Origin of the sequence: Burkholderia sp. BCC0044, assembly GCF_902832955.1 — a bacterium.
Classification (GTDB): domain Bacteria; phylum Pseudomonadota; class Gammaproteobacteria; order Burkholderiales; family Burkholderiaceae; genus Burkholderia.
Genome location: NZ_CADFDO010000005.1, coordinates 182287 through 203026 on the forward strand (window position 1 = coordinate 182287; position 20740 = coordinate 203026).

The following is a 20740-nucleotide window of genomic DNA, read 5'->3' on the forward strand; positions in this document are numbered from 1 at the left end:
CGCGCACGCCGTTTTCGCCCCGTTTCCTGTCGCATTTTCGCGCACCCGTTGCCCATGCCCGCCAGCCCGCTTCCCGACGACGATCTCGCCGACTCCGATACCGACGACGCCACCTCCGGCGAACACGGCGAGAAGGTCCGTTCCGGCATCCAGTCGATCGAGGTCGGCTTCCGCCTGCTCGACGTGCTGACGAGCGAGCCGCGCGCGATGATGCTGCGCGATCTCGCGCAGCGCGCGGGCATGAGCCCGGCGAAGGCGCATCGCTACCTGGTCAGCTTTTCGCGGCTCGGCGTCGTGTCGCAGGATCCCGTGTCGGGCCGCTACGAGCTCGGCGGCTTCGCGCTGCAGATGGGGCTTGCGCGGCTCGCGCGCGTCGACGGCGTGAAGCTCGCGCGGATCGCGCTGACCGAATTCCGCGACCGTCTCGACCAGACGGTCGGCATCGCGGTATGGGGCAACCAGGGGCCGACGATCGTGCACTGGATGGAATCGAGCCATCCGGCGAAGGCGTCGCTGAAGCTCGGCGACGTGATGCCGCTGCTCGGCTCCGCGACGGGCCTGCTGTTCGCCGCGTACCTGCCGCGCAGCAAGACCGCCGCGATGCTCGAACGCGAACTCGCCGATACGCGCCGCTCGCCGCACCACGGCGGCCCGCGCACGCTCGACGAAGTCGATGCGGTGCTCGCCGACGTGCGCCGGCACCAGGCCGCGCGCGTCGAGGGGATGCTGCTGCCGACGATCCACGCGTTCTGCATGCCGGTGTTCGACGCGGTCGGCGAACTCGCGCTCGCGATCGTCGCGCTCGGCCAGGAAGGCTCGTTCGACATCGCGTGGGGCGGCGAGATCGACACCGCGCTGCGCGCATGCGCGCAGAAACTGTCTTACGAACTCGGCTATAGTCCCGACGCACGCGACGCCTGACGCATCCGGTTCACGCCACGTCACGCATCGCGAACGCGCAGCGCATCCGACGGTCCGATTCCTGTGGCGCGCGCCGCGCGCCCGACGTCACGCAAAGCGCCCGATCCTGTTCCGATGCCCAAGCAGCCTGCCGACCTTCGCCCGAGTCCCGCCCTGCCCCGCCGCTGGCTGCGCGTGGGCGTCGCGCTCGTCGCCGTGCTGGTGCTGCATGCGCTCGCCGGGTTCTGGCTGATGCGCAACCGCGAATCGTTCACGCCGCCGCCGCCCGCCGACATCCCCGTGCAGATCGAATTGCTGAAACCGCAGCCGATCGAGCGCCAGCCTGCGCCGCCGGAGCCGAAGCCGGTCGAACGTCCGGCCGCGCCCAAGGCTGCCGCGCCGAAGACGGCCCCGCCGAAACCCGCGCCGTCGCACGAGCCGGTGCTCACCTCCACGCAGACGGCCGAGCACGGCGAACCGCCGGCCGCTGCTGCGTCCGCGGCGAGCGGCGTACCGGGGGCATCGGGCGCGCACGCCGCATCGGCGGCCGGCGCCAGCGCCGCAACACCGGGGCCCGCCACGAGCGGCGTGAAGTTCGCCGCGCCGCCGTCCGGCGACCTGCAGTACGACACGTTCTACAACGGCATGCAGAACATGATCGGCACGATCCACTGGCGCACCGACGGGCACACGTACGACTTGTCGGTGTCGATGCCGGTGCCGTTCGTCGGCCCGTTCACCTATCGCAGCGAAGGCCGCATCGATGCATTCGGCGTCGCGCCCGACCGTTACGTCGAGAAGCGCGGCAAGCGGCCGGAAGACATCGCGATCTTCAACCGCGAGATCCGGCAGGTCGTGTTCACGCGCACGCCGAACAACGCGCCGCTGCCCGACGGCGTGCAGGACCGCTTCAGCATGCTGATGCAGTTGTCGGGGCTGCTGCGCGGCAATCCCGCGGCCTACAAGCCGGGCGTCACGCAGCAGTTCTTCGTGATCGACAACAACAGCGGCGAGACCTGGCCGATCACCGTGATCGGCGACGAGCAGGTGCAGACGCAGGCCGGCATCGTCGGTGCACGGCACTTCATGCGCCTGCCGCGCCGCGACGGCGACACGCGCCGCATCGACATGTGGCTCGCGCCGTCGCTCGGCTGGCTGCCCGCGCGGCTCGTGCAGAGCGAGCCGAACGGCGCGCAGATCGAGCTGCTGTGGCACGGCCGCCTCGCCGCACCGAACGTGCCTGCCGATGCCGCGCCCGCGGGGCGCGCAACGAACGCGCCCGCCATCGCACCGACATCCGATGCACCGCCTGCGCCGCCCGCGGAACCGGCGCAATCCGCACCGCCCGCCACCGTGCAACCACCCGCGTCGTCGACTGTCACACAGTGAACGCGAAGTGAATTCGCGCCGATCGGCAATTTCGACCGATTACAGATTGCCCGGAAATGGCCGATGACACTCTTTAACAACTATTTCAGTCCACCGGCTCACAATGAGAAACGTTTGATAGACATCGGCTTCTAACCGATACACCCCACGCAACGGGAGAACGGGGTGTGCAGCGCAAGCCCCTTGAAACCGGCAAGGCTTGCCCCACCTAGGGGACAACAAGGCCAGATGCCACTGCGAAGAGGAGTGCCGCCATGCAAATGATCTACAACAGCCCCAACTACTGCGTCGTCGAATTTGCGCCGCAGGCCGGCCATCACCTGATGAATGCCGGCGGATACGAAATCGTCGACAAGAACGCGCAGCGCGAAATCTTCATCGACGGCGAACTTGCCGAACGATTCCGCGCGCACGTGAAGCAGCTGATCGAGGATGAACCGTCGCTCGACGAAGTCGACGAATTCCTCGGACAATTCGACAGCCTGATGATGATGCCCGTCGTGCTGCACTGACGACTCGCGGCCCGGCGCGTCACGCGGCCGGGCCATTCGCCGCGCATCGATGCGGCGCCGCGTGCACTCCGATCCTGCCCCCGTCCGGCTCGCCGGCGGGGGCTTTCCTTTGGCGGGCCGTCCGGCCCGCGCGGCGAGGGCCGGCGACCGCTTGACGCACCGGCTACAATGACGGTTTTCCGTCTTCGCCGGTCTTCCGCCCATGTCTGCGACTCCTCTCGCCGCTTCCGTCCCGCTCGACGCGCGCTACACGCGCGGCGCCGCCCTGCCCGCGCTGCTGCAATCGCGCATCCTGATCCTCGACGGCGCGATGGGCACGATGATCCAGCGCTACAAGCTCGACGAGGCCGCGTATCGCGGCGAGCGCTTCAAGGATTTCCCGCGCGACATCAAGGGCAACAACGAGCTGCTGTCGCTCACGCAGCCGCAGATCATCCGCGAGATCCACGACCAGTACTTCGCGGCCGGCGCCGACATCGTCGAGACCAACACGTTCGGCGCGACGACCGTCGCGCAGGCCGACTACGGGATGGAAGCGCTCGTCGTCGAGATGAACGTCGAATCGGCGAAGCTCGCGCGCGAATCGGCCGCGAAATACGCGACGCCGGACAAGCCCCGCTTCGTCGCGGGCGCGATCGGGCCGACGCCGAAGACGGCCAGCATCTCGCCGGACGTCAACGATCCGGGCGCGCGCAACGTCACGTTCGACGAGCTGCGCACGTCGTACTACCAGCAGGCGAAGGCGCTGCTCGACGGCGGCGTCGACCTGTTCCTCGTCGAGACGATCTTCGACACGCTGAACGCGAAAGCGGCGCTGTTCGCGCTCGACGAACTGTTCGAGGACACCGGCGAGCGCCTGCCGATCATGATCTCGGGCACCGTCACCGATGCGTCGGGCCGGATCCTGTCGGGCCAGACCGTCGAGGCGTTCTGGAATTCGCTGCGTCACGCGAAGCCGCTCACGTTCGGCCTGAACTGCGCGCTCGGCGCGGCGCTGATGCGCCCTTACATCGCCGAACTCGCGAAGCTGTGCGACACCTACGTGTCGTGCTATCCGAACGCGGGCCTGCCGAACCCGATGAGCGACACCGGTTTCGACGAAACCCCCGACGTCACGTCGGGCCTGCTGAAGGAATTCGCGCAGGCCGGGCTCGTGAACCTCGCGGGCGGCTGCTGCGGCACGACGCCCGAGCACATCGCCGAGATCGCGAAGGCGCTCGCCGACGTGAAGCCGCGCCGCTGGCCGAACCAGTACAGCGACAACGCCTGACCCGACCGCCCCACGTCCTTCATCAAAAGAATTCGCACCGCCATGACCGATCACATGATGCGCCTTGCCGGCCTCGAGCCGTTCAACGTCACGTCCGGGACGCTCTTCATCAACGTCGGCGAACGCACCAACGTCACCGGCTCGAAGGCGTTCGCACGGATGATCCTCAACGGCCAGTTCGACGAGGCGCTCGCCGTCGCGCGCCAGCAGGTCGAGAACGGCGCGCAGGTGATCGACATCAACATGGACGAGGCGATGCTCGATTCGAAGGCGGCGATGGTGCGCTTCCTGAACCTGATCGCGTCGGAGCCGGACATCGCGCGCGTGCCGATCATGATCGACTCGTCGAAGTGGGAGGTGATCGAGGCCGGCCTCAAGTGCGTGCAGGGCAAGGCGATCGTGAACTCGATCTCGCTGAAGGAAGGCGAGGACGCGTTCCGCCACCATGCGAACCTGATCCGCCGCTACGGCGCGGCCGCGGTCGTGATGGCGTTCGACGAAACCGGGCAGGCCGACACCTACGAGCGCAAGACCGAGATCTGCAAGCGCTCGTACGATTTCCTCGTGAACGAAGTCGGCTTCCCGCCGGAAGACATCATCTTCGACCCGAACATCTTCGCGGTCGCGACGGGCATCGAGGAGCACAACAACTACGCGGTCGACTTCATCGAGGCGACCCGCTGGATCAAGCAGAACCTGCCGCACGCGAAGGTGAGCGGCGGCGTGTCGAACGTGTCGTTCTCGTTCCGCGGCAACGACCCGGTGCGCGAGGCGATCCACACCGTGTTCCTGTACCACGCGATCCAGGCCGGGATGGACATGGGCATCGTGAACGCGGGCCAGCTCGGCGTGTACGCCGATCTCGACGCGGAGCTGCGCGAGCGCGTGGAGGACGTGATCCTGAACCGTCGCGACGATTCCACCGATCGCCTGCTCGAGATCGCCGACAAGTTCAAGGCGGGCGGCGCGAAGAAGGAAGAGAACCTCGAGTGGCGCAACCAGCCGGTCGAGAAGCGGCTTTCGCATGCGCTGGTGCACGGGATCACGACCTTCATCGTCGAGGATACCGAAGAGGTACGCGCGAAGATCGCCGCGGCCGGCGGCCGCCCGATCAACGTGATCGAAGGCCCGCTGATGGACGGGATGAACATCGTCGGCGACCTGTTCGGCCAGGGCAAGATGTTCCTGCCGCAGGTGGTGAAGTCGGCGCGCGTGATGAAGCAGGCGGTCGCGCACCTGATCCCGTTCATCGAGGAAGAAAAGCGGCTGCTCGCGGAAGCGGGCGGCGACGTGCGCGCGAAGGGCAAGATCGTGATCGCGACCGTGAAGGGCGACGTGCACGACATCGGCAAGAACATCGTGTCGGTCGTGCTCCAGTGCAACAACTTCGAAGTCGTCAACATGGGCGTGATGGTCCCGTGCAACGAGATCCTCGCGAAGGCGAAGGTCGAGGGCGCGGACATCATCGGGCTGTCGGGCCTCATCACGCCGAGCCTCGAGGAAATGGCGTACGTCGCGTCCGAAATGCAGCGCGACGACTACTTCCGCGTGAAGAAGATCCCGCTGCTGATCGGCGGCGCGACGACGTCGCGCGTGCACACGGCCGTGAAGATCGCGCCGCACTACGAAGGCCCGGTCGTCTACGTGCCCGATGCGTCGCGCTCGGTGTCGGTCGCGTCGAACCTGCTGTCCGACGAAGGCGCGGCGAAGTATCTCGACGAGCTGAAGTCCGACTACGAGCGGATTCGCGACCAGCACGCGAACCGCAAGGCGCAGCCGATGGTCACGCTCGCCGACGCGCGCGCGAACAAGACCAAGGTCGACTGGGCCGGCTACCAGCCGGTCAAGCCGAAGTTCATCGGCCGCCGCGTGTTCAAGAATTACGACCTGAGCGAGCTCGCGAACTACATCGACTGGGGCCCGTTCTTCCAGACCTGGGATCTCGCGGGCCCGTACCCGGCGATCCTGAACGACGAGATCGTCGGCGAATCGGCGCGGCGCGTGTTCTCCGACGCGAAGTCGATGCTCGCGCGCCTGATCCAGGGCCGCTGGCTCACCGCGAACGGCGTGATCGCGCTGCTGCCGGCCAACACGGTCAACGACGACGACATCGAGATCTACAGCGACGAATCGCGCTCGGAAGTGCTGCTCACGTGGCGCAACCTGCGCCAGCAGAGCGTGCGCCCGGTGGTCGACGGCGTGATGCGGCCGAACCGTTCGCTCGCCGATTTCATCGCGCCGAAGGAATCGGGTGTGGCCGACTACATCGGGATGTTCGCGGTGACGGCCGGCCTCGGCGTCGACGTGAAGGAAAAGCAGTTCGAAGCCGACCACGACGACTACAGCGCGATCATGCTGAAGGCGCTCGCCGACCGTTTCGCGGAAGCGTTCGCCGAAGCGATGCATGCGCGCGTGCGCCGCGAGCTGTGGGGTTATGCGAGCGGCGAGACGCTCGACAACGACGCGCTGATCGCCGAGAAGTACGCGGGCATCCGCCCGGCGCCCGGCTACCCGGCCTGCCCCGACCACCTCGTGAAGCGCGACATGTTCGACGTGCTGCACGCGGACGAGATCGGCATGAGCGTGACCGACTCGCTGGCAATGCTGCCGGCCGCGAGCGTGTCGGGCTTCTATCTCGCGCATCCGGACAGCCGTTACTTCTCGGTCGGCAAAATCGGGCAGGATCAGCTCGAGGACTACGCGCAACGCATGGCGCTGTCGCTGGACGACGCGCGCCGCGCGCTTGCGCCGCAACTGTAACCGCGTCGACCCGCCGCTTCCATCGCCACGCGCCCCGATCCAGGGGCGCGTCGCACAACGGCTCAATTCATCAGGATACCTAATCTCGATAATCGAGATCGAAGTCGCTGTAACGCCGGGCTTTCGGGCCAACGCGCGTGGGCGACATGACGCGCTCTTCTCCCTAAATCATTCCCGCCATGTCGACCTTCGAGATCCGGATCACCGAAACGCCAGCGGACAGCGCGAGCCCGTTCCCGTCGACGATCTACCGCGGCGAGCGCTGGGATCTGAGCCATCTGCGTCCGTTGACATTCACCTGCGATCTGGAAACCGGCTTCGACGTGACGGTTCTGGTCCTGCTCTCCTGCCACTGCTTTACGCGCAGCTTCAAATGGGACGGACGCGCCCGCGATGCCATTCCGGACGACGAGATCTACGACGACGGCCGCGAGACACGCGTGCTCTGCGCGGGCCGGTATCGCGCGTCACGGGAGCTGTTGCGCGGCGTGATCGTCGGGCTGGCGACGCGCCGGATCGTCGTCGCGGATGAACGGCAACCCAATTTCGTCACGGTGGAGACGGTGTCGACGGACGGCACGCAACGCGTGTACGCGGTGTTTTTCGAGGTGTCGAAAGACCGGGCGAGAAAGCGCCGGCTTGTCCTGCGGGTCCAATCCGCCTATCTGCTGGAGGGCGACCTGACGAAACGCCAGCGGGACGCCCGGAAGGTGGCATTGCGCACCCTGCTGCGCGCAAGCCTGGAAGGCCGCAAGATTCGGGCGTAGAAAAACCAACGGCCGCCTTTCGGCAGCCGTCGCATGCGGGATTCTCTTTCCGTCTTTCGACGCAATACCCACTCCAGGTGGGACCCGGTTGCCCGGGCGGCGCTATGTTTTCGCACCCGCTTTCACATAGTCTTGCGTTGAATTATAAGGAATTTCCCCTTTCGGTCAAGGCGAGGGGGCATCCGCCCGGCGCCAATTTCATCAGACGAAACGAAAAAGCCCGCTTCGAGCGGGCTTTTTCTCGTCTGACCAATCTTGCGATTCGCGTCAGCCGGGCAATGCGGCTCAGAAGCCCCAGTGCACGTCGGCCTCGCCGGCCTTCGCTTCGCGCAGCATCGTCAGGAACGGCGCGACGCGCTGGGCCAGGCTCGGCGGCACTTCGTGGTGCGCGTGGTCGGCTTCGTCCTCGTGGAAATGGCCGGCGTGCTCGGCGCGCTCCTGCTTCGCCTGCGCGACCGCGCCTTCCAGCTTGGCGATCGCGTGGTCCAGTTCGTCGTGCGTAATCACACCGCGCTCGCCCAGCTGCTTGCCGACGAGACCCAGCACATACACGGCGAAATCCTTCAGCACGTCGAGATCCTGTGCCGCCTTGCTCTTGAACGTAATCATGACAATTCCCTTTTCATCTTGTTGTGCCCGCGCGGCGCGGTTGGGGAACGCCGGCAGACCGGCGTCCGGCCTCGCGGACACGGGCCGCCTGAGCGGCATATTAGCACCTGTTAAAATTCTGCGATCCCTGAAACGCGCGCTTAAAAAGCGCGCCGGCGGCCCGGCGTTTCCGGCCGCCACCAACGAAGCCTTCTACCAGCATGCTGCCAGCACACAAACAGACCCTCGAAGCCCTGCTCGCGGATAGCGTCAAGCAGGTCGCACACGCGCTGAAAGGCGCCGACGCAGCGTTCGTCGCCCCGGCCATCACGCTGGAGCGCCCGAAGGTCGCCGCGCACGGCGACGTCGCGTGCAACGTCGCGATGCAGCTCGCGAAGCCGCTCGGCACGAACCCGCGCCAGCTCGCCGAGCAGATCGTCGCCGCCCTCACCGCGCAGCCGGCCGCGCAAGGCCTCGTCGAAGCCGCCGAGATCGCCGGCCCCGGCTTCATCAACCTGCGCCTGTCGGCCGCCGCGAAACAGGCGGTGATCGCCGCCGTGTTCGACCAGGGCCGCGCGTTCGGCACGTCGGATCGCGAGAAAGGCAAGCAGGTGCTGCTCGAATTCGTGTCGGCCAACCCGACTGGCCCGCTGCACGTCGGCCACGGCCGCCAGGCCGCGCTCGGCGACGTGCTCGCGAACGTGATCGCGAGCCAGGGCTACGCGGTGCACCGCGAGTTCTACTACAACGACGCGGGCGTGCAGATCGGCAACCTGGCGATCTCGACGCAGGCGCGCGCCCGCGGCCTGAAGCCGGGCGACGCGGGCTGGCCGGAAGCCGCGTACAACGGCGAGTACATCGCCGACATCGCGCGCGACTACCTGAACGGCGAAACGGTCGCCGCATCGGACGGCGAGCCGGTCAAGGGTGCGGCCGACGTCGAGGATCTCGACGCGATCCGCAAGTTCGCGGTCACGTACCTGCGTCGCGAGCAGGACATGGACCTGCAGGCGTTCGGCGTGAAGTTCGACCAGTACTACCTCGAGTCGTCGCTGTACAGCGAAGGCCGCGTCGAGAAGACGGTCGACGCGCTGGTCAAGGCCGGCATGACCTACGAGCAGGACGGCGCGCTGTGGCTGCGCACGACCGACGAAGGCGACGACAAGGATCGCGTGATGCGCAAGTCGGACGGCACGTACACGTACTTCGTGCCGGACGTCGCGTACCACGTGACGAAGTGGGAGCGCGGCTTCACGAAGGTGATCAACATCCAGGGTTCGGACCACCACGGCACGATCGCGCGCGTGCGCGCCGGCCTGCAGGGGCTGCACGTCGGGATTCCGAAGGGCTATCCCGACTACGTGCTGCACAAGATGGTCACCGTGATGCGCGACGGCCAGGAAGTGAAGATCTCGAAGCGTGCGGGCAGCTACGTGACGGTGCGCGACCTGATCGAATGGTCGGGCGGCGCGGCGGCGGGCCAGGAAGCGGCTCCCGACCTGATCGACGAGGCGACCATCACGCGCGGCCGCGATGCGGTGCGCTTCTTCCTGATCTCGCGCAAGGCCGATACCGAGTTCGTGTTCGACATCGACCTCGCGCTGAAACAGAACGACGAAAACCCGGTCTATTACGTCCAGTACGCGCATGCGCGGATCTGCTCGGTGCTCAACGAACTGAAGTCGCGCTACAACGTCGACGTCGCGCAACTGCCGGGCGCCGACCTGTCGCAGCTGACGAGCGCGCAAGCGGCGTCGCTGATGCAGAAGCTCGCCGAGTATCCGGACATGCTCACGCACGCGGCGAACGAGCTGGCGCCGCACGCGGTCGCGTTCTACCTGCGCGATCTCGCTGGCGAATTCCACTCGTTCTACAATGCGGAGCGCGTGCTGGTCGACGACGAAGCGCCGCGCAATGCGCGCGCCGCGCTGCTCGCCGCGACCCGGCAGGTGCTCGAGAACGGCCTGGCGGTGCTCGGCGTATCCGCGCCCGCCAAGATGTAAGGATGCAAGCGGCCCCGAACGGGGCCGCGAATGGCCGCGGCAGTGCCCGCTGCAGGAGCGCCTGCCGCGGGATCGCCTGCCGCAGCCTTTTCACGATTCTTTTTGCAGGTGACTCAAGCAATGGCACAACCACGCCGAACTTCGAAGCAATCGAAACAAGCCGGAGGGACATTTCTTGGAATCGTGCTGGGCCTGATCGTCGGCCTCGCGATCGCGGTGGTGGTGGCGCTCTACATCACGCGTTCGCCGTCGCCGTTCGTGTCGAAGGTCGCGCCGCCGCCGGCCGACAACGGCGCGAGCCAGCCGCAGCAGTTCGACCCGAACCGCGCGCTGCAGGGCAAGACGCCCGGCCAGCCGGTGCCGCAGGCCGCGCAATCGGCGCCGCCGAACACCGCTCCGGGCCAGGCCGCGAACCAGACCCAGGGCGGCCTGCTGCCCGAGCCGCAGATCGTCGAAGTGCCGCCGTCGGGTAACACGAACGGCGCCGCCGGCTCGAACAACACCACCGCGTCGAACAATCCGTCGTCGGGCAACGGCGTCGCCGTCGCACCGAAGCCGGCCGACACCACGCCGCCGCCGAAGAAGACGCAGCAGGCGCAGCAACCGCAACCGCAACAGCAGCAAGGCGGCGAGGACGACCTCGCACGCTTCGCCGCGCAGAAGCAGGCGCAGCAGGCCGCCGCGCAAAAGCAGCAGCAACAGCAGCAGGCCGCGAACACGCCGAAGCCGACGTCGTCGGCCGCGGCCGCGGCGGCAGCAACGGCGAAGCCGCCGACCGCGAACGACGCGAACACCGGCTACTTCCTGCAGGTCGGCGCGTACAAGACCGAAGGCGATGCCGAGCAGCAGCGCGCGCGCCTGGGCTTCCAGGGCTTCGAATCGAAGGTGTCGAAGCGCGACGTCAGCGGCGTGACCTATTTCCGCGTGCGCGTCGGCCCGTTCTCGAAGTTCGAGGATATGAACTCGGCCCGTCAGCGCCTGTCCGATGCAGGTGTCGACACGGCGGTGATCCGCTTCACGAAGCAGTAAGCCAACCGGCCGCGCCCACGCAGAACCCGTTACGTTCCGTAACCCGAGCAACTGATTCGACGTTCACAACATGAAAAAACTGCTTAGCACGCTCCTTCTGTCCCTGGGCCTGGCCGCCGGCCTCGCCCAGGCTTCGCCCGCCGCGCCGGTTTCCGGCAAGGACTTCGAGGTGATGAAGTCGCCGCAGCCGGTGTCCGCGCCGGCCGGCAAGGTCGAGGTCATCGAGTTCTTCTGGTACGGCTGCCCGCACTGCTACGAATTCGAGCCGACGATCGAGGCCTGGGTGAAGAAGCAGGGCAACAACATCGACTTCAAGCGCGTGCCGGTCGCATTCCGTGACGATTTCCTCCCGCACTCGAAGCTGTTCTATGCGGTATCCGCGCTCGGCATCTCCGAGAAGGTCACGCCGGCGATCTTCAACGCGATCCACAAGCAGAAGAACTACCTGCTGACGCCGCAGGCGCAGGCCGATTTCCTGGCCACGCAGGGCGTCGACAAGAAGAAGTTCATGGACGCGTACAACTCGTTCAGCGTGCAGGGCGAAGTGAACCAGTCGGCCAAGCTGCTGAAGGACTATGCGATCGACGGCGTGCCGACGGTCGTCGTCCAGGGCAAGTACAAGACGGGCCCCGCTTACACGAACAGCATCCCGGGTACCGCCCAGGTGCTCGACTTCCTCGTGAAGCAGGTTCAGGACAAGAAGCTCTGATCCCCGCCCGCGCGCCGGCATGACTACTCCGCTGAAGGTCTTCATCACCGGCGCGTCGAGCGGCCTCGGCCTCGCGATGGCCGAGGAATACGCCCGCCAGGGCGCCACGCTCGCGCTCGTCGCGCGACGCACCGATGCACTCGATGCGTTCGCGCGGCGGTTCCCGAAGCTGTCCATCTCCGTCTATTCCGCCGACGTGCGCGACGCCGATGCGCTGGCCACCGCCGCCGCGTCGTTCATCGCCGCGCACGGCTGCCCCGACGTCGTGATCGCGAATGCGGGCATCAGCCAGGGCGCCGTCACGGGCCAGGGCGACCTCGCGGCGTTCCGCGACGTGATGAACATCAACTACTACGGGATGGTCGCGACGTTCGAGCCGTTCGTCGGCCCGATGACGGCCGCGCGCCACGGCACGCTGGTCGGCGTCGCGAGCGTCGCCGGCGTACGCGGGCTGCCCGGCTCCGGCGCGTACAGCGCGTCGAAATCGGCGGCGATCAAGTATCTGGAAGCGCTGCGCGTCGAGCTGCGCCCGGCCGGCGTCGGCGTCGTGACGATCGCGCCCGGCTACATCCGCACGCCGATGACCGCGCACAACCCGTACCGGATGCCGTTCCTGATGGACGCCGACCGCTTCGCCGCACGCGCGGCGCGCGCGATCGCCCGGCAGCACGCGTTCCGCGTGATTCCGTGGCAGATGGGCGTCGTCGCGAAGGTGCTGCACGTACTGCCGCGCTGGCTGTACGACCGCCTGTTCGAAAAGGCGCCGCGCAAGCCGAAGGCCGGCGCGCACTGAGTGTGTCGTGATCCGGCGCGCGTCGCGCCGGATCGCTGTCGGGCCGCGGCCTGATCTGCATCGCTAGACCGTGCGAATCCGCGCAGGTCTCTACCGTCGTGTCGCATCACGCGCCGCGCGCATCTGTCGCGATCCTGTCCGTTCCGGCGCCCGGCGTTTGCGCCGCGCCGCGCATTTCCGCCGCGCAGTCGCAGCCGCCCCACCCTGTCTCGCCTCCCGCGTCGCGCTCGCACTACGCGAACCGCCGCATCAGCACCCATTCCGTCGCGAACGCAGCCGTTTGTCGCTCAATTCACCGCGTTCCGGCGCCTTTTTCCACGCGTCGCGCGCTTTGACGGTATGCTATTCGCCAACCGCGCCGGCCGGTCCTCGACCGCGCCGCGCCCGCATTCCGACATCCAGCAAAAATCACAAGTCACGTGGGAGAACCTATGCACGTCAAGCTGTTCGCCGTGGCCGCGCTCGCGGCCGCCCTTGCCGCCCCCGGCTTCGCCGCCGCCAAGCCGCTCACCGTCTGCACGGAATCGAGCCCGGACGGCTTCGACGTCGTGCAGTACAACTCGCTCGTCACGACCAACGCATCGGCCGACGTGATCTTCAACACGCTCGTGTCGTACGACGAAGCCGCGAAGAAGGTCGTGCCCGCGCTCGCCGACAAGTGGGAAGCGAGCGCCGACGGCCTCACGTACACGTTCCACCTGCGCCCGAACGTCGCGTTCCAGACCACCGACTATTTCAAGCCGGGCCGCCCGCTGAACGCGGACGACGTCGTGTTCACGTTCACGCGGATGCTCGACGATGCGAATCCGTGGCACAAGGTGGCCGGCGCGAGCGGCTTCCCGCACGCGCAGTCGATGGGCCTCGTGAAGCTCGTGAAGTCGGTCACGAAGGTCGACGACAGCACGGTGAAATTCGTGCTGAACGAGCCGAACGCGACGTTCGTGCCGATCCTGACGATGGGCTTCGCGTCGATCTACTCGGCCGAATACGCGGACCAGTTGCTGAAGGCCGGCAAGCAGGCCGACCTGAACGCGAAGCCGGTCGGCACCGGCCCGTTCGTGCTGAAGAGCTACACGAAGGACGCGTTGATCCGCTACGACGCGAACCCGACGTACTGGGGCACGAAGCCGAAGGCCGACCGGCTGATCTATGCGATCACGCCTGACCCGTCGGTGCGTCTGCAGAAGGTGAAGGCCGGCGAATGCCAGATCGCGCTGTCGCCGAAGCCGCAGGACGTGCTCGCCGCGAAGGGCGAAAGCGCGCTGAAGGTCGTGCAGACGCCCGCGTTCATGACCGCGTTCGTCGCGCTGAACACGCAGAAGAAGCCGCTCGACAACGACAAGGTTCGCGAGGCGCTGAACCTCGCGTTCGACCGCGCGACCTACCTGAAGGTCGTGTTCGACAACACCGCGACGGCCGCGAACAATCCGTATCCGCCGAACACGTGGAGCTACGCGAAGGACATCGCGCCGTATGCGTACGATCCCGCGAAGGCGAAGCAGCTGCTCGCGCAGGCCGGCTTCCCGAACGGCTTCTCGACGACCATCTGGACGCGCCCGACCGGCAGCGTGCTGAACCCGAACCCGAAGGTCGGCGCGGAACTGCTGCAGGCCGACCTCGCGAAGATCGGCGTGAAGGCCGAGGTGAAGGTGATCGAATGGGGCGAGCTGATCAAGCAGGCGAAGCTCGGCCAGCATGACATCCTGTTCATGGGCTGGGCCGGCGACAACGGCGATCCGGACAACTACCTGTCGCCGCTGTTCAGCTGCAATGCGGTGAAGTCGGGCATCAACTTCGCGCGCTTCTGCGATGCGCAGCTCGACAAGCTGATCGCCGACGGCAAGTCGACCGCCGATCAGACCAAGCGCGCGAAGCTGTACGAAAGCGCGCAGAAGATCATCCACGACCAGGCGCTGTGGATCCCGCTCGGCTACCCGACCGCGGCCGCGTTGACGCGGACGAACGTGAGCGGCTATCACGTGAGTCCGTTCGGGCGGCAGAACTTTACGACGGTCGCCGTGCAGTAACCGTGCGTGGCGCGCAAGCGACGGCGCACACGCCGCTCGCTTGCGGCCCGCGCGCCGCGCTTGCTACACTGCGCGCCTATTCCTCATACCGGACGCCAGCCAAAGTGAACAACTAAGCCTTCCCGAAATGTTTTCGCCGCCCGTGCCACGCACGTCGCGCGCGAAGGTCTTCACGCATTTTTGGAGGTGCTCATGGCTGCAGCCACGCCCACCGGCGCGCTCGTCGCGCTTCATCACGTTTCCTTCCGCTTCGACGACGGCGTCACGCTGTTCGATTCGCTCGACCTGTCCATCGACCGCACGCCGACCGGCATCGTCGGCCGCAACGGCGTCGGCAAGAGCCTGCTCGCGCAACTGATCGGGGGCTGCCGCGCGCCGAGCGCGGGCACGATCGAGCGGCATGCGCACGTCGTCTACGTCGCGCAGCAGCACGATCACGACGACGCGGCCGCCGACGTGCGGACCGTCGCTCAAATCGCCGCGCTCGATGCGCCGCTCGGCGCGCTCGCGCGTCTCGCGGACGGCCGTGCGACGCCGCACGACTTCGACCTGATCGGCGATCGCTGGGATCTCGCGGAGCGGCTGCGCACGGCGCTCGACGCGGCCGGCCTGCACGACGTCCACGCCGACACGCCCGCGCACGCGCTGAGCGGCGGCCAGCTCGCGCGCGTCGCGCTGATCGGCGCGCTGCTGTCCGGCGCCGGCCTGCTCGTGCTCGACGAACCGACCAACCATCTCGACGCGCCGGGACGCGCATGGCTGCACGCCGCGCTTGACGGCTGGCGCGGCGGGGTCGTCATCGTGAGCCACGACCGTGCGCTGCTCGCCGGCGTGCAACGCATCGTCGAGCTGACGCCGCACGGCGCGCGTTCGTATGGCGGCAATTACGCGCTCTACCGCGCGCAACGCGACGCGGAGCAGGAAGCCGCACACGCGGCACTCGACCATGCGCGCACCGAGCGCGGGCGCGTGCGGCGCAGGCTCGAACAGCAACACGACACGATCCAGCGCCACGCGGCCGCGTCGCTGCGCGACGCGAAGACGGCCAACCTGTCGTCGATGGCGCGCCAGAGCCGCAAGGGCGCGGCGCGCGCGATCATGGGAACGGTCCGGCGTCATCAGGGCGACTTCAAGGCGACACTCGACGAGCGCGTGCAGGAAGCGGCCGCGCGCGTCGAAGCCGACGCGCCGGTGCTCGTCTCGCTGCCGGGCACCGAGGTCAGCGCGCGCCGCCAGCTGTTCACGCTCGAACGCGCGCAATTGCCGTGGCGCGTCGCGGGCGACGCCGACACGATCACGTGGTCGGCGAGCGGCGCCGTACGCATCGCGCTGACGGGCCCGAACGGCTGCGGCAAGTCGACGTTGCTGAGGATGCTCGCGGGCGAGCTCGCGCCGCGCTCAGGCACCTGCACGACGCATGTGAGCGCCGCGTATCTCGACCAGCGGCTCGCGCTGCTCGACCCCGAGCGCTCGATCGTCGAGCAGTTGGGCCTGCTCGATACGCCGCTCGCCGAAGGCGACCTGCGCAGCCGTCTCGCGCTGCTGCAGCTCGACGCGACGCGCGCGACGCAACCGGCGCGGCAACTGAGCGGCGGCGAACGGCTGAAGGCCGCGCTCGCGTGCGCGTTGTGGCGCGGCACGCCCGCGCAACTGCTGCTGCTCGACGAGCCGACCAATCACCTCGATCTCGAATCGGTGCGCGCGATCGAAGCGGCGCTGGCCGGCTTCCCGGGCGCGATCGTAGTCGCATCGCACGACGCCGCGTTTCTCGCGGCGCTCGAACCGACGCACGCGATGCAGTGGCAGCGCGACGGGTGGCGTTACGAACCGGTCGCGTGACGATAACGAAGCGCGCTCAGCCGGCGGTGCGGAACCGCAGCACCCCGTCATCCCCCTGCTCGCGCACGAGTTCGCCCGCGAGCCACAGCAGGTTCAGGTGCGCGAGCGCCTCGCCGAGCGCGAACGTCATCTGGTGGATGTCGAGCTCGCGGCGGCGGAACATGATCGGCACGATGTCAGCCGCGCTCATCGGCTGCTCCGCGCACGCGACGCGCACTTCGGCCAGGCGCGCATCGTGGTGGTCGCGCAGTTGCGCGATGCGCGTGCGCACGCCGCGGAACGGCTTGCCGTGCGACGGCAGCACCAGCGTGTCGGGCGCCATCGTCTCGTAGCGGCCGAGCGATTCGAGGTACAGCGCGAGCGGGTTCGCTTCCGGCTCGAGGTCGAACACCGACACGTTCGTCGAGATGCGCGGCAGCACCATGTCGCCGGAAATCAGCACGCCGTCCGCTTCGCTGTGGAGCGCGCAATGTTCAGGCGAATGGCCGAAGCCGGTGACGACGCGCCACGTGCGCGCGCCGATCGTCACCGCGTCGCCTTCGCGCAGGCGCCGGTAGCGCGGCGGCACGGCCGGCACGAGATCCGCGTAGTAGCTGCGGCGGTTGCGCAGCTTGTCGAGCGCGGCCGGATCGGTCAGCCCGTGGCGCGCGAAGTGATCGGCGGCGGCCGCGCCGCCCGCGTTCGACCCGTTGCCGGCCGCCATCAGGCAGCCGAACAGGTACTCGCCGAGCGTCATCCACAGCCGCACGTTCCAGCGGGCCTTGTCGCCGCCTTCGCAGATCCAGTTCGCGAGGCCGAAGTGATCGGGGTGGCAGTGCGTGACGAGCACGCGCAGCACCGGCAGGCCGTCGAGCTGCGTGTCGAAGATCCGTTCCCAGTGCGTGCGGATCGCGCCCGACGAGATCCCGCAATCGACGACCGTCCAGCCGGCCTGCCCGTCGATCTCGTCGCGCAGCAGCCACAGATTGATGTGGTCGAGCGAGAACGGCAGCGGCATGCGCAGCCAGCGCACGCCGGGCGCGACCTCGAACGTGTCGCCCGCGGCGGGCAGCGTATCGGCGAAGGGATAGTCGAGTTGGTGTTCCAGGGCGTTCATCGGTGGGGCGTCTCGTCGTTATCGGTGCGAATGCGCGCCGGCGGCAGGCGCGGCGGGCGGTGCGTCGATTCTATCGCCGTCGCACGAAACGCGTGCCCGGCCCTCGGCCGGCCCGCCGCAAAAAAGTTCGTGTCAGAATCGGTCCCGTACCCGCATCTTTACGCGAAGATGCACCGAACGGCGCCCAACGGCGAACAACACGCCGATTGACGACCGCTCGCGCGTCCTCCCGAAAATCATTGAAACGCCGACTTGGGCGCTAAAATGGCGGGTGCTTACAGCCCCTTGAACGAGCCTGCACGCGATGAATCACTTCCCCAAACTGCTGTCGTCGCAGATCGGTTTCGACGTCGCGCAGACGATGCTCGAATACTTCGATCGCCATTACCGGATCTTCCGCGAAGCGGCGGTCGATGCGAAGACGCTGTTCGAGCGCGGCGACTGGCACGGGCTGCAGCGGCTCGCGCGCGAGCGGATCACGTCGTACGACGAGCGCGTGAAGGAATGCATCGAGGTGCTGGAAGACGAATACGACGCGGAGAACATCGACGACGAAGTGTGGCAGCAGATCAAGCTGCACTACATCGGCCTGCTCACGTCGCACCGCCAGCCCGAGTGCGCGGAGACCTTCTTCAATTCGGTGTGCTGCACGATCCTGCACCGCTCGTATTTCAATAATGATTTCATCTTCGTGCGCCCGGCGATCTCGACCGAGTATCTGGAGAACGACGAGCCGGCCGCGAAGCCGACCTACCGCGCGTACTATCCGGGCACCGACGGGCTCGCGGTCACGCTCGAGCGCATCGTCACGAACTTCCAGCTCGACCCGCCGTTCGAGGATCTCGCGCGCGACATCGGCTGCGTGATGCAGGCGATCGACGACGAATTCGGCCAGTTCGACGAAGCGCCGAATTTCCAGATCCACGTGCTGTCGTCGCTGTTCTTCCGCAACAAGAGCGCGTACATCGTCGGCCGCATCATCAACGCCGACCGCGTGCTGCCGTTCGCGGTGCCGATCCGCCACGTGCGTCCCGGCGTGCTCGCGCTCGACACCGTGCTGCTGCGCCGCGACCTGCTGCAGATCATCTTCAGCTTCTCGCATTCGTACTTCCTCGTCGACATGGGCGTGCCGTCCGCGTACGTGGATTTCCTCTGCACGATCATGCCGGGCAAGCCGAAGGCCGAGATCTACACGTCGGTCGGGCTGCAGAAGCAGGGCAAGAACCTGTTCTACCGCGACCTGCTGCACCATCTGTCGCATTCGAGCGACCGCTTCATCATCGCGCCCGGGATCAAGGGGCTCGTGATGCTCGTGTTCACGCTGCCGTCATTCCCGTACGTGTTCAAGATCATCAAGGACCACTTCCCGCCGCCGAAGGAAACGACGCGCGCGCAGATCATGGAGAAGTACCAGCTCGTGAAGCGCCACGACCGCCTCGGGCGGATGGCCGACACGCTCGAGTATTCGAGCGTCGCGCTGCCGCTCGCGCGGCTCGATCACGCGCTCGTGCGCGAACTCGAGAAGGAAGTGCCGTCGCTGCTCGAATACGAGGACGACAAGCTGGTGATCAAGCATCTGTACATCGAGCGCCGGATGATCCCGCTCAACCTGTACCTGCAGAACGGCAGCGACGCGGACGTCGAGCACGGCGTGAAGGAATACGGCAACGCGGTGAAGGAGCTGATGAAGGCGAACATCTTCCCCGGCGACATGCTGTACAAGAACTTCGGCGTGACGCGCCACGGCCGCGTCGTGTTCTACGACTACGACGAGATCGAATACCTGACCGACTGCAACGTGCGGCGCGTGCCGCCGCCGCGCAACGAGGAAGACGAAATGTCCGGCGAACCGTGGTATACCGTCGGCCCGCACGACATCTTTCCGGAGACCTACGGGCCGTTCCTGCTCGGCGACCCGCGCGTGCGCAGCGTCTTCATGAAGCATCACGCGGACTTTTTCGATCCCGCGCTGTGGCAGGCGAGCAAGGACAAGCTGATGCAGGGCGAATTGCCCGATTTTTATCCGTACGATGCGGCCCTGCGCTTTTGCGTGCGCTACCCCGCGCGCTTCGGCGCGACGGGCCGCCACGACGGCGCAGGCGACGCGCAGCGCGCCGCCTGACGCCGGTAACACCCCATTCGATATCGACTTGATTTCCGCCAACGGAATCCACACCGATGACTACCCAAGACAATCCGCTTTCACATCTGTTCGACAACAACGATGCCTGGGTCAAGCGCCAGCTCGCCGACGATCCCGATTTCTTCGCACGGCTCGCCGACCAGCAGGCGCCGGAATATCTGTGGATCGGCTGCTCGGATTCGCGCGTGCCGGCGAACCAGATCATCGGCCTGCCGCCGGGTGAAGTGTTCGTGCACCGCAACATCGCGAACGTGGTCGTGCACAGCGACCTGAACTGCCTGTCGGTGATCCAGTTCGCGGTCGACATCCTGCGCGTGAAGCACATCATGGTCGTCGGCCACTACGGCTGCTCGGGCGTGAACGCAGCGTTGCACAACCGCCGTGTCGGCCTCGCCGACAACTGGCTGCATCACGTGCAGGACGTGCGCGAGCGCCATGCGGCGCTGCTCGACGAATGGCCGGTCGGCGAAGCGCGGTACCGCCGGCTGATCGAGCTGAATTCGATCGAACAGGTGGTCAACGTGTGCCGCACGACGATCGTCAACGACGCGTGGGCGCGCGGCCAGTCGCTGACCGTGCACGGGCTCGTGTACGGCGTGCACGACGGCCGGATGCGCAACCTCGGGATGTCCGTGTCGAACTTCGACGCGCTCGACGCAACCTACAAGCGCTGCGTGGCGGCGCTGACCGCACGCGGCCAGCACGCGCCCGACAACGACATGGTCGCGGCGGACGCCGCACAGCTCGACGGCGTCGCGCAGGCGGTCGCCGCCACGCTGAAGCCGTGCGACGACGCGCAGTGACGTGCAGTGACGCGCCAGCCGCCTGACGGCGGCTGCCACGCGGGAGCGGCACGCATCGAACGGATCTGACACCGGCACTGCCTCGGCGGCGCCCACGAAAGGAGCGACGGGC

At 67.2% G+C, this 20740-nt stretch carries 16 protein-coding genes; 14 read left to right on the forward strand and 2 right to left on the reverse strand.

Features of this window, described 5'->3' with window-relative positions; genetic code table 11:
• Positions 1–54: 54 nt before the first annotated feature.
• The 6 genes from HWX14_RS28830 (at position 55) to HWX14_RS28855 (ending at position 7598) form a co-directional block, all read left to right on the forward strand.
• On the forward strand, positions 55–921 hold the full coding sequence (locus HWX14_RS28830; protein ID WP_175885726.1) for an IclR family transcriptional regulator: 867 nt from the start codon (positions 55–57) through the stop codon (positions 919–921).
• Between the two features lie 114 nt (positions 922–1035).
• Positions 1036–2289 (forward strand): DUF3108 domain-containing protein, encoded by a 1254-nt coding sequence (locus HWX14_RS28835; RefSeq protein ID WP_175885727.1) that lies wholly within the window; start codon positions 1036–1038, stop codon positions 2287–2289.
• Between the two features lie 254 nt (positions 2290–2543).
• Entirely contained in the window at positions 2544–2801 is a 258-nt protein-coding gene (locus tag HWX14_RS28840) for a DUF3567 domain-containing protein (protein ID WP_006477667.1), read from the forward strand.
• Between the two features lie 202 nt (positions 2802–3003).
• Positions 3004–4071 (forward strand): homocysteine S-methyltransferase family protein, encoded by a 1068-nt coding sequence (locus HWX14_RS28845; protein ID WP_175885728.1) that lies wholly within the window; start codon positions 3004–3006, stop codon positions 4069–4071.
• Between the two features lie 21 nt (positions 4072–4092).
• The gene (gene metH, locus HWX14_RS28850) at positions 4093–6831 is read left to right on the forward strand and encodes a methionine synthase (protein ID WP_347879875.1); all 2739 of its coding nucleotides are present in this window, start codon (positions 4093–4095) and stop codon (positions 6829–6831) included.
• Between the two features lie 179 nt (positions 6832–7010).
• Positions 7011–7598, forward strand: coding sequence for a hypothetical protein (locus HWX14_RS28855; RefSeq protein ID WP_175885730.1), 588 nt, complete (start codon positions 7011–7013; stop codon positions 7596–7598).
• Between the two features lie 285 nt (positions 7599–7883).
• Here the strand turns inward: HWX14_RS28855 and HWX14_RS28860 are convergent, their stop codons facing one another.
• Positions 7884–8207, reverse strand: a complete 324-nt coding sequence (locus HWX14_RS28860) for a DUF1840 domain-containing protein (protein WP_011353361.1) — start codon at positions 8205–8207, stop codon at positions 7884–7886.
• 200 nt (positions 8208–8407) lie between these two features.
• On the opposite strand from HWX14_RS28860, the gene argS reads away from it, so the two are divergent.
• The 6 genes from argS (at position 8408) to HWX14_RS28890 (ending at position 16586) form a co-directional block, all read left to right on the forward strand.
• The gene (argS, locus tag HWX14_RS28865) at positions 8408–10189 is read left to right on the forward strand and encodes an arginine--tRNA ligase (protein ID WP_175885731.1); all 1782 of its coding nucleotides are present in this window, start codon (positions 8408–8410) and stop codon (positions 10187–10189) included.
• Positions 10190–10309: 120 nt separating this feature from the next.
• The gene (locus HWX14_RS28870; protein WP_175885732.1) at positions 10310–11218 is read left to right on the forward strand and encodes an SPOR domain-containing protein; all 909 of its coding nucleotides are present in this window, start codon (positions 10310–10312) and stop codon (positions 11216–11218) included.
• Positions 11219–11288: 70 nt separating this feature from the next.
• Positions 11289–11927, forward strand: a complete 639-nt coding sequence (locus HWX14_RS28875; RefSeq protein ID WP_027785573.1) for a thiol:disulfide interchange protein DsbA/DsbL — start codon at positions 11289–11291, stop codon at positions 11925–11927.
• Positions 11928–11946: 19 nt separating this feature from the next.
• Positions 11947–12720: an SDR family oxidoreductase gene (locus HWX14_RS28880; RefSeq protein WP_175885733.1), complete on the forward strand. Its 774-nt coding sequence runs from the start codon at positions 11947–11949 to the stop codon at positions 12718–12720.
• Positions 12721–13151: 431 nt separating this feature from the next.
• Positions 13152–14747: an ABC transporter substrate-binding protein gene (locus HWX14_RS28885; protein WP_175885734.1), complete on the forward strand. Its 1596-nt coding sequence runs from the start codon at positions 13152–13154 to the stop codon at positions 14745–14747.
• A 192-nt stretch (positions 14748–14939) separates the two neighbouring features.
• Positions 14940–16586, forward strand: coding sequence for an ABC-F family ATP-binding cassette domain-containing protein (locus HWX14_RS28890; protein ID WP_175885735.1), 1647 nt, complete (start codon positions 14940–14942; stop codon positions 16584–16586).
• A 16-nt stretch (positions 16587–16602) separates the two neighbouring features.
• Here the strand turns inward: HWX14_RS28890 and HWX14_RS28895 are convergent, their stop codons facing one another.
• Positions 16603–17682 carry an MBL fold metallo-hydrolase gene (locus HWX14_RS28895; protein WP_175885736.1) on the reverse strand — a complete coding sequence of 360 codons (1080 nt, stop codon included), beginning with the start codon at positions 17680–17682 and terminating at the stop codon, positions 16603–16605.
• Between the two features lie 304 nt (positions 17683–17986).
• On the opposite strand from HWX14_RS28895, the gene aceK reads away from it, so the two are divergent.
• Together aceK and can are read left to right on the forward strand one after the other, a co-directional pair.
• Positions 17987–19804, forward strand: coding sequence for a bifunctional isocitrate dehydrogenase kinase/phosphatase (aceK, locus tag HWX14_RS28900; protein WP_175885737.1), 1818 nt, complete (start codon positions 17987–17989; stop codon positions 19802–19804).
• 56 nt (positions 19805–19860) lie between these two features.
• Positions 19861–20628: a carbonate dehydratase gene (can, locus tag HWX14_RS28905; protein WP_011546334.1), complete on the forward strand. Its 768-nt coding sequence runs from the start codon at positions 19861–19863 to the stop codon at positions 20626–20628.
• Positions 20629–20740 lie beyond the last annotated feature (112 nt).

What these genes read in the sequence shown, in the direction of transcription:
- HWX14_RS28830 (WP_175885726.1), top strand. Translation starts at nt 55, where the DNA reads ATGCCCGCCAGCCCGCTTCCCGACGACGATCTCGCCGACTCCGATACC.
- HWX14_RS28835 (WP_175885727.1), top strand. Translation starts at nt 1,036, where the DNA reads ATGCCCAAGCAGCCTGCCGACCTTCGCCCGAGTCCCGCCCTGCCCCGC.
- HWX14_RS28840 (WP_006477667.1), top strand. Translation starts at nt 2,544, where the DNA reads ATGCAAATGATCTACAACAGCCCCAACTACTGCGTCGTCGAATTTGCG.
- HWX14_RS28845 (WP_175885728.1), top strand. Translation starts at nt 3,004, where the DNA reads ATGTCTGCGACTCCTCTCGCCGCTTCCGTCCCGCTCGACGCGCGCTAC.
- HWX14_RS28855 (WP_175885730.1), top strand. Translation starts at nt 7,011, where the DNA reads ATGTCGACCTTCGAGATCCGGATCACCGAAACGCCAGCGGACAGCGCG.
- HWX14_RS28860 (WP_011353361.1), bottom strand. Translation starts at nt 8,207, where the DNA reads ATGATTACGTTCAAGAGCAAGGCGGCACAGGATCTCGACGTGCTGAAG.
- argS (WP_175885731.1), top strand. Translation starts at nt 8,408, where the DNA reads ATGCTGCCAGCACACAAACAGACCCTCGAAGCCCTGCTCGCGGATAGC.
- HWX14_RS28870 (WP_175885732.1), top strand. Translation starts at nt 10,310, where the DNA reads ATGGCACAACCACGCCGAACTTCGAAGCAATCGAAACAAGCCGGAGGG.
- HWX14_RS28875 (WP_027785573.1), top strand. Translation starts at nt 11,289, where the DNA reads ATGAAAAAACTGCTTAGCACGCTCCTTCTGTCCCTGGGCCTGGCCGCC.
- HWX14_RS28880 (WP_175885733.1), top strand. Translation starts at nt 11,947, where the DNA reads ATGACTACTCCGCTGAAGGTCTTCATCACCGGCGCGTCGAGCGGCCTC.
- HWX14_RS28885 (WP_175885734.1), top strand. Translation starts at nt 13,152, where the DNA reads ATGCACGTCAAGCTGTTCGCCGTGGCCGCGCTCGCGGCCGCCCTTGCC.
- HWX14_RS28890 (WP_175885735.1), top strand. Translation starts at nt 14,940, where the DNA reads ATGGCTGCAGCCACGCCCACCGGCGCGCTCGTCGCGCTTCATCACGTT.
- HWX14_RS28895 (WP_175885736.1), bottom strand. Translation starts at nt 17,682, where the DNA reads ATGAACGCCCTGGAACACCAACTCGACTATCCCTTCGCCGATACGCTG.
- aceK (WP_175885737.1), top strand. Translation starts at nt 17,987, where the DNA reads ATGAATCACTTCCCCAAACTGCTGTCGTCGCAGATCGGTTTCGACGTC.
- can (WP_011546334.1), top strand. Translation starts at nt 19,861, where the DNA reads ATGACTACCCAAGACAATCCGCTTTCACATCTGTTCGACAACAACGAT.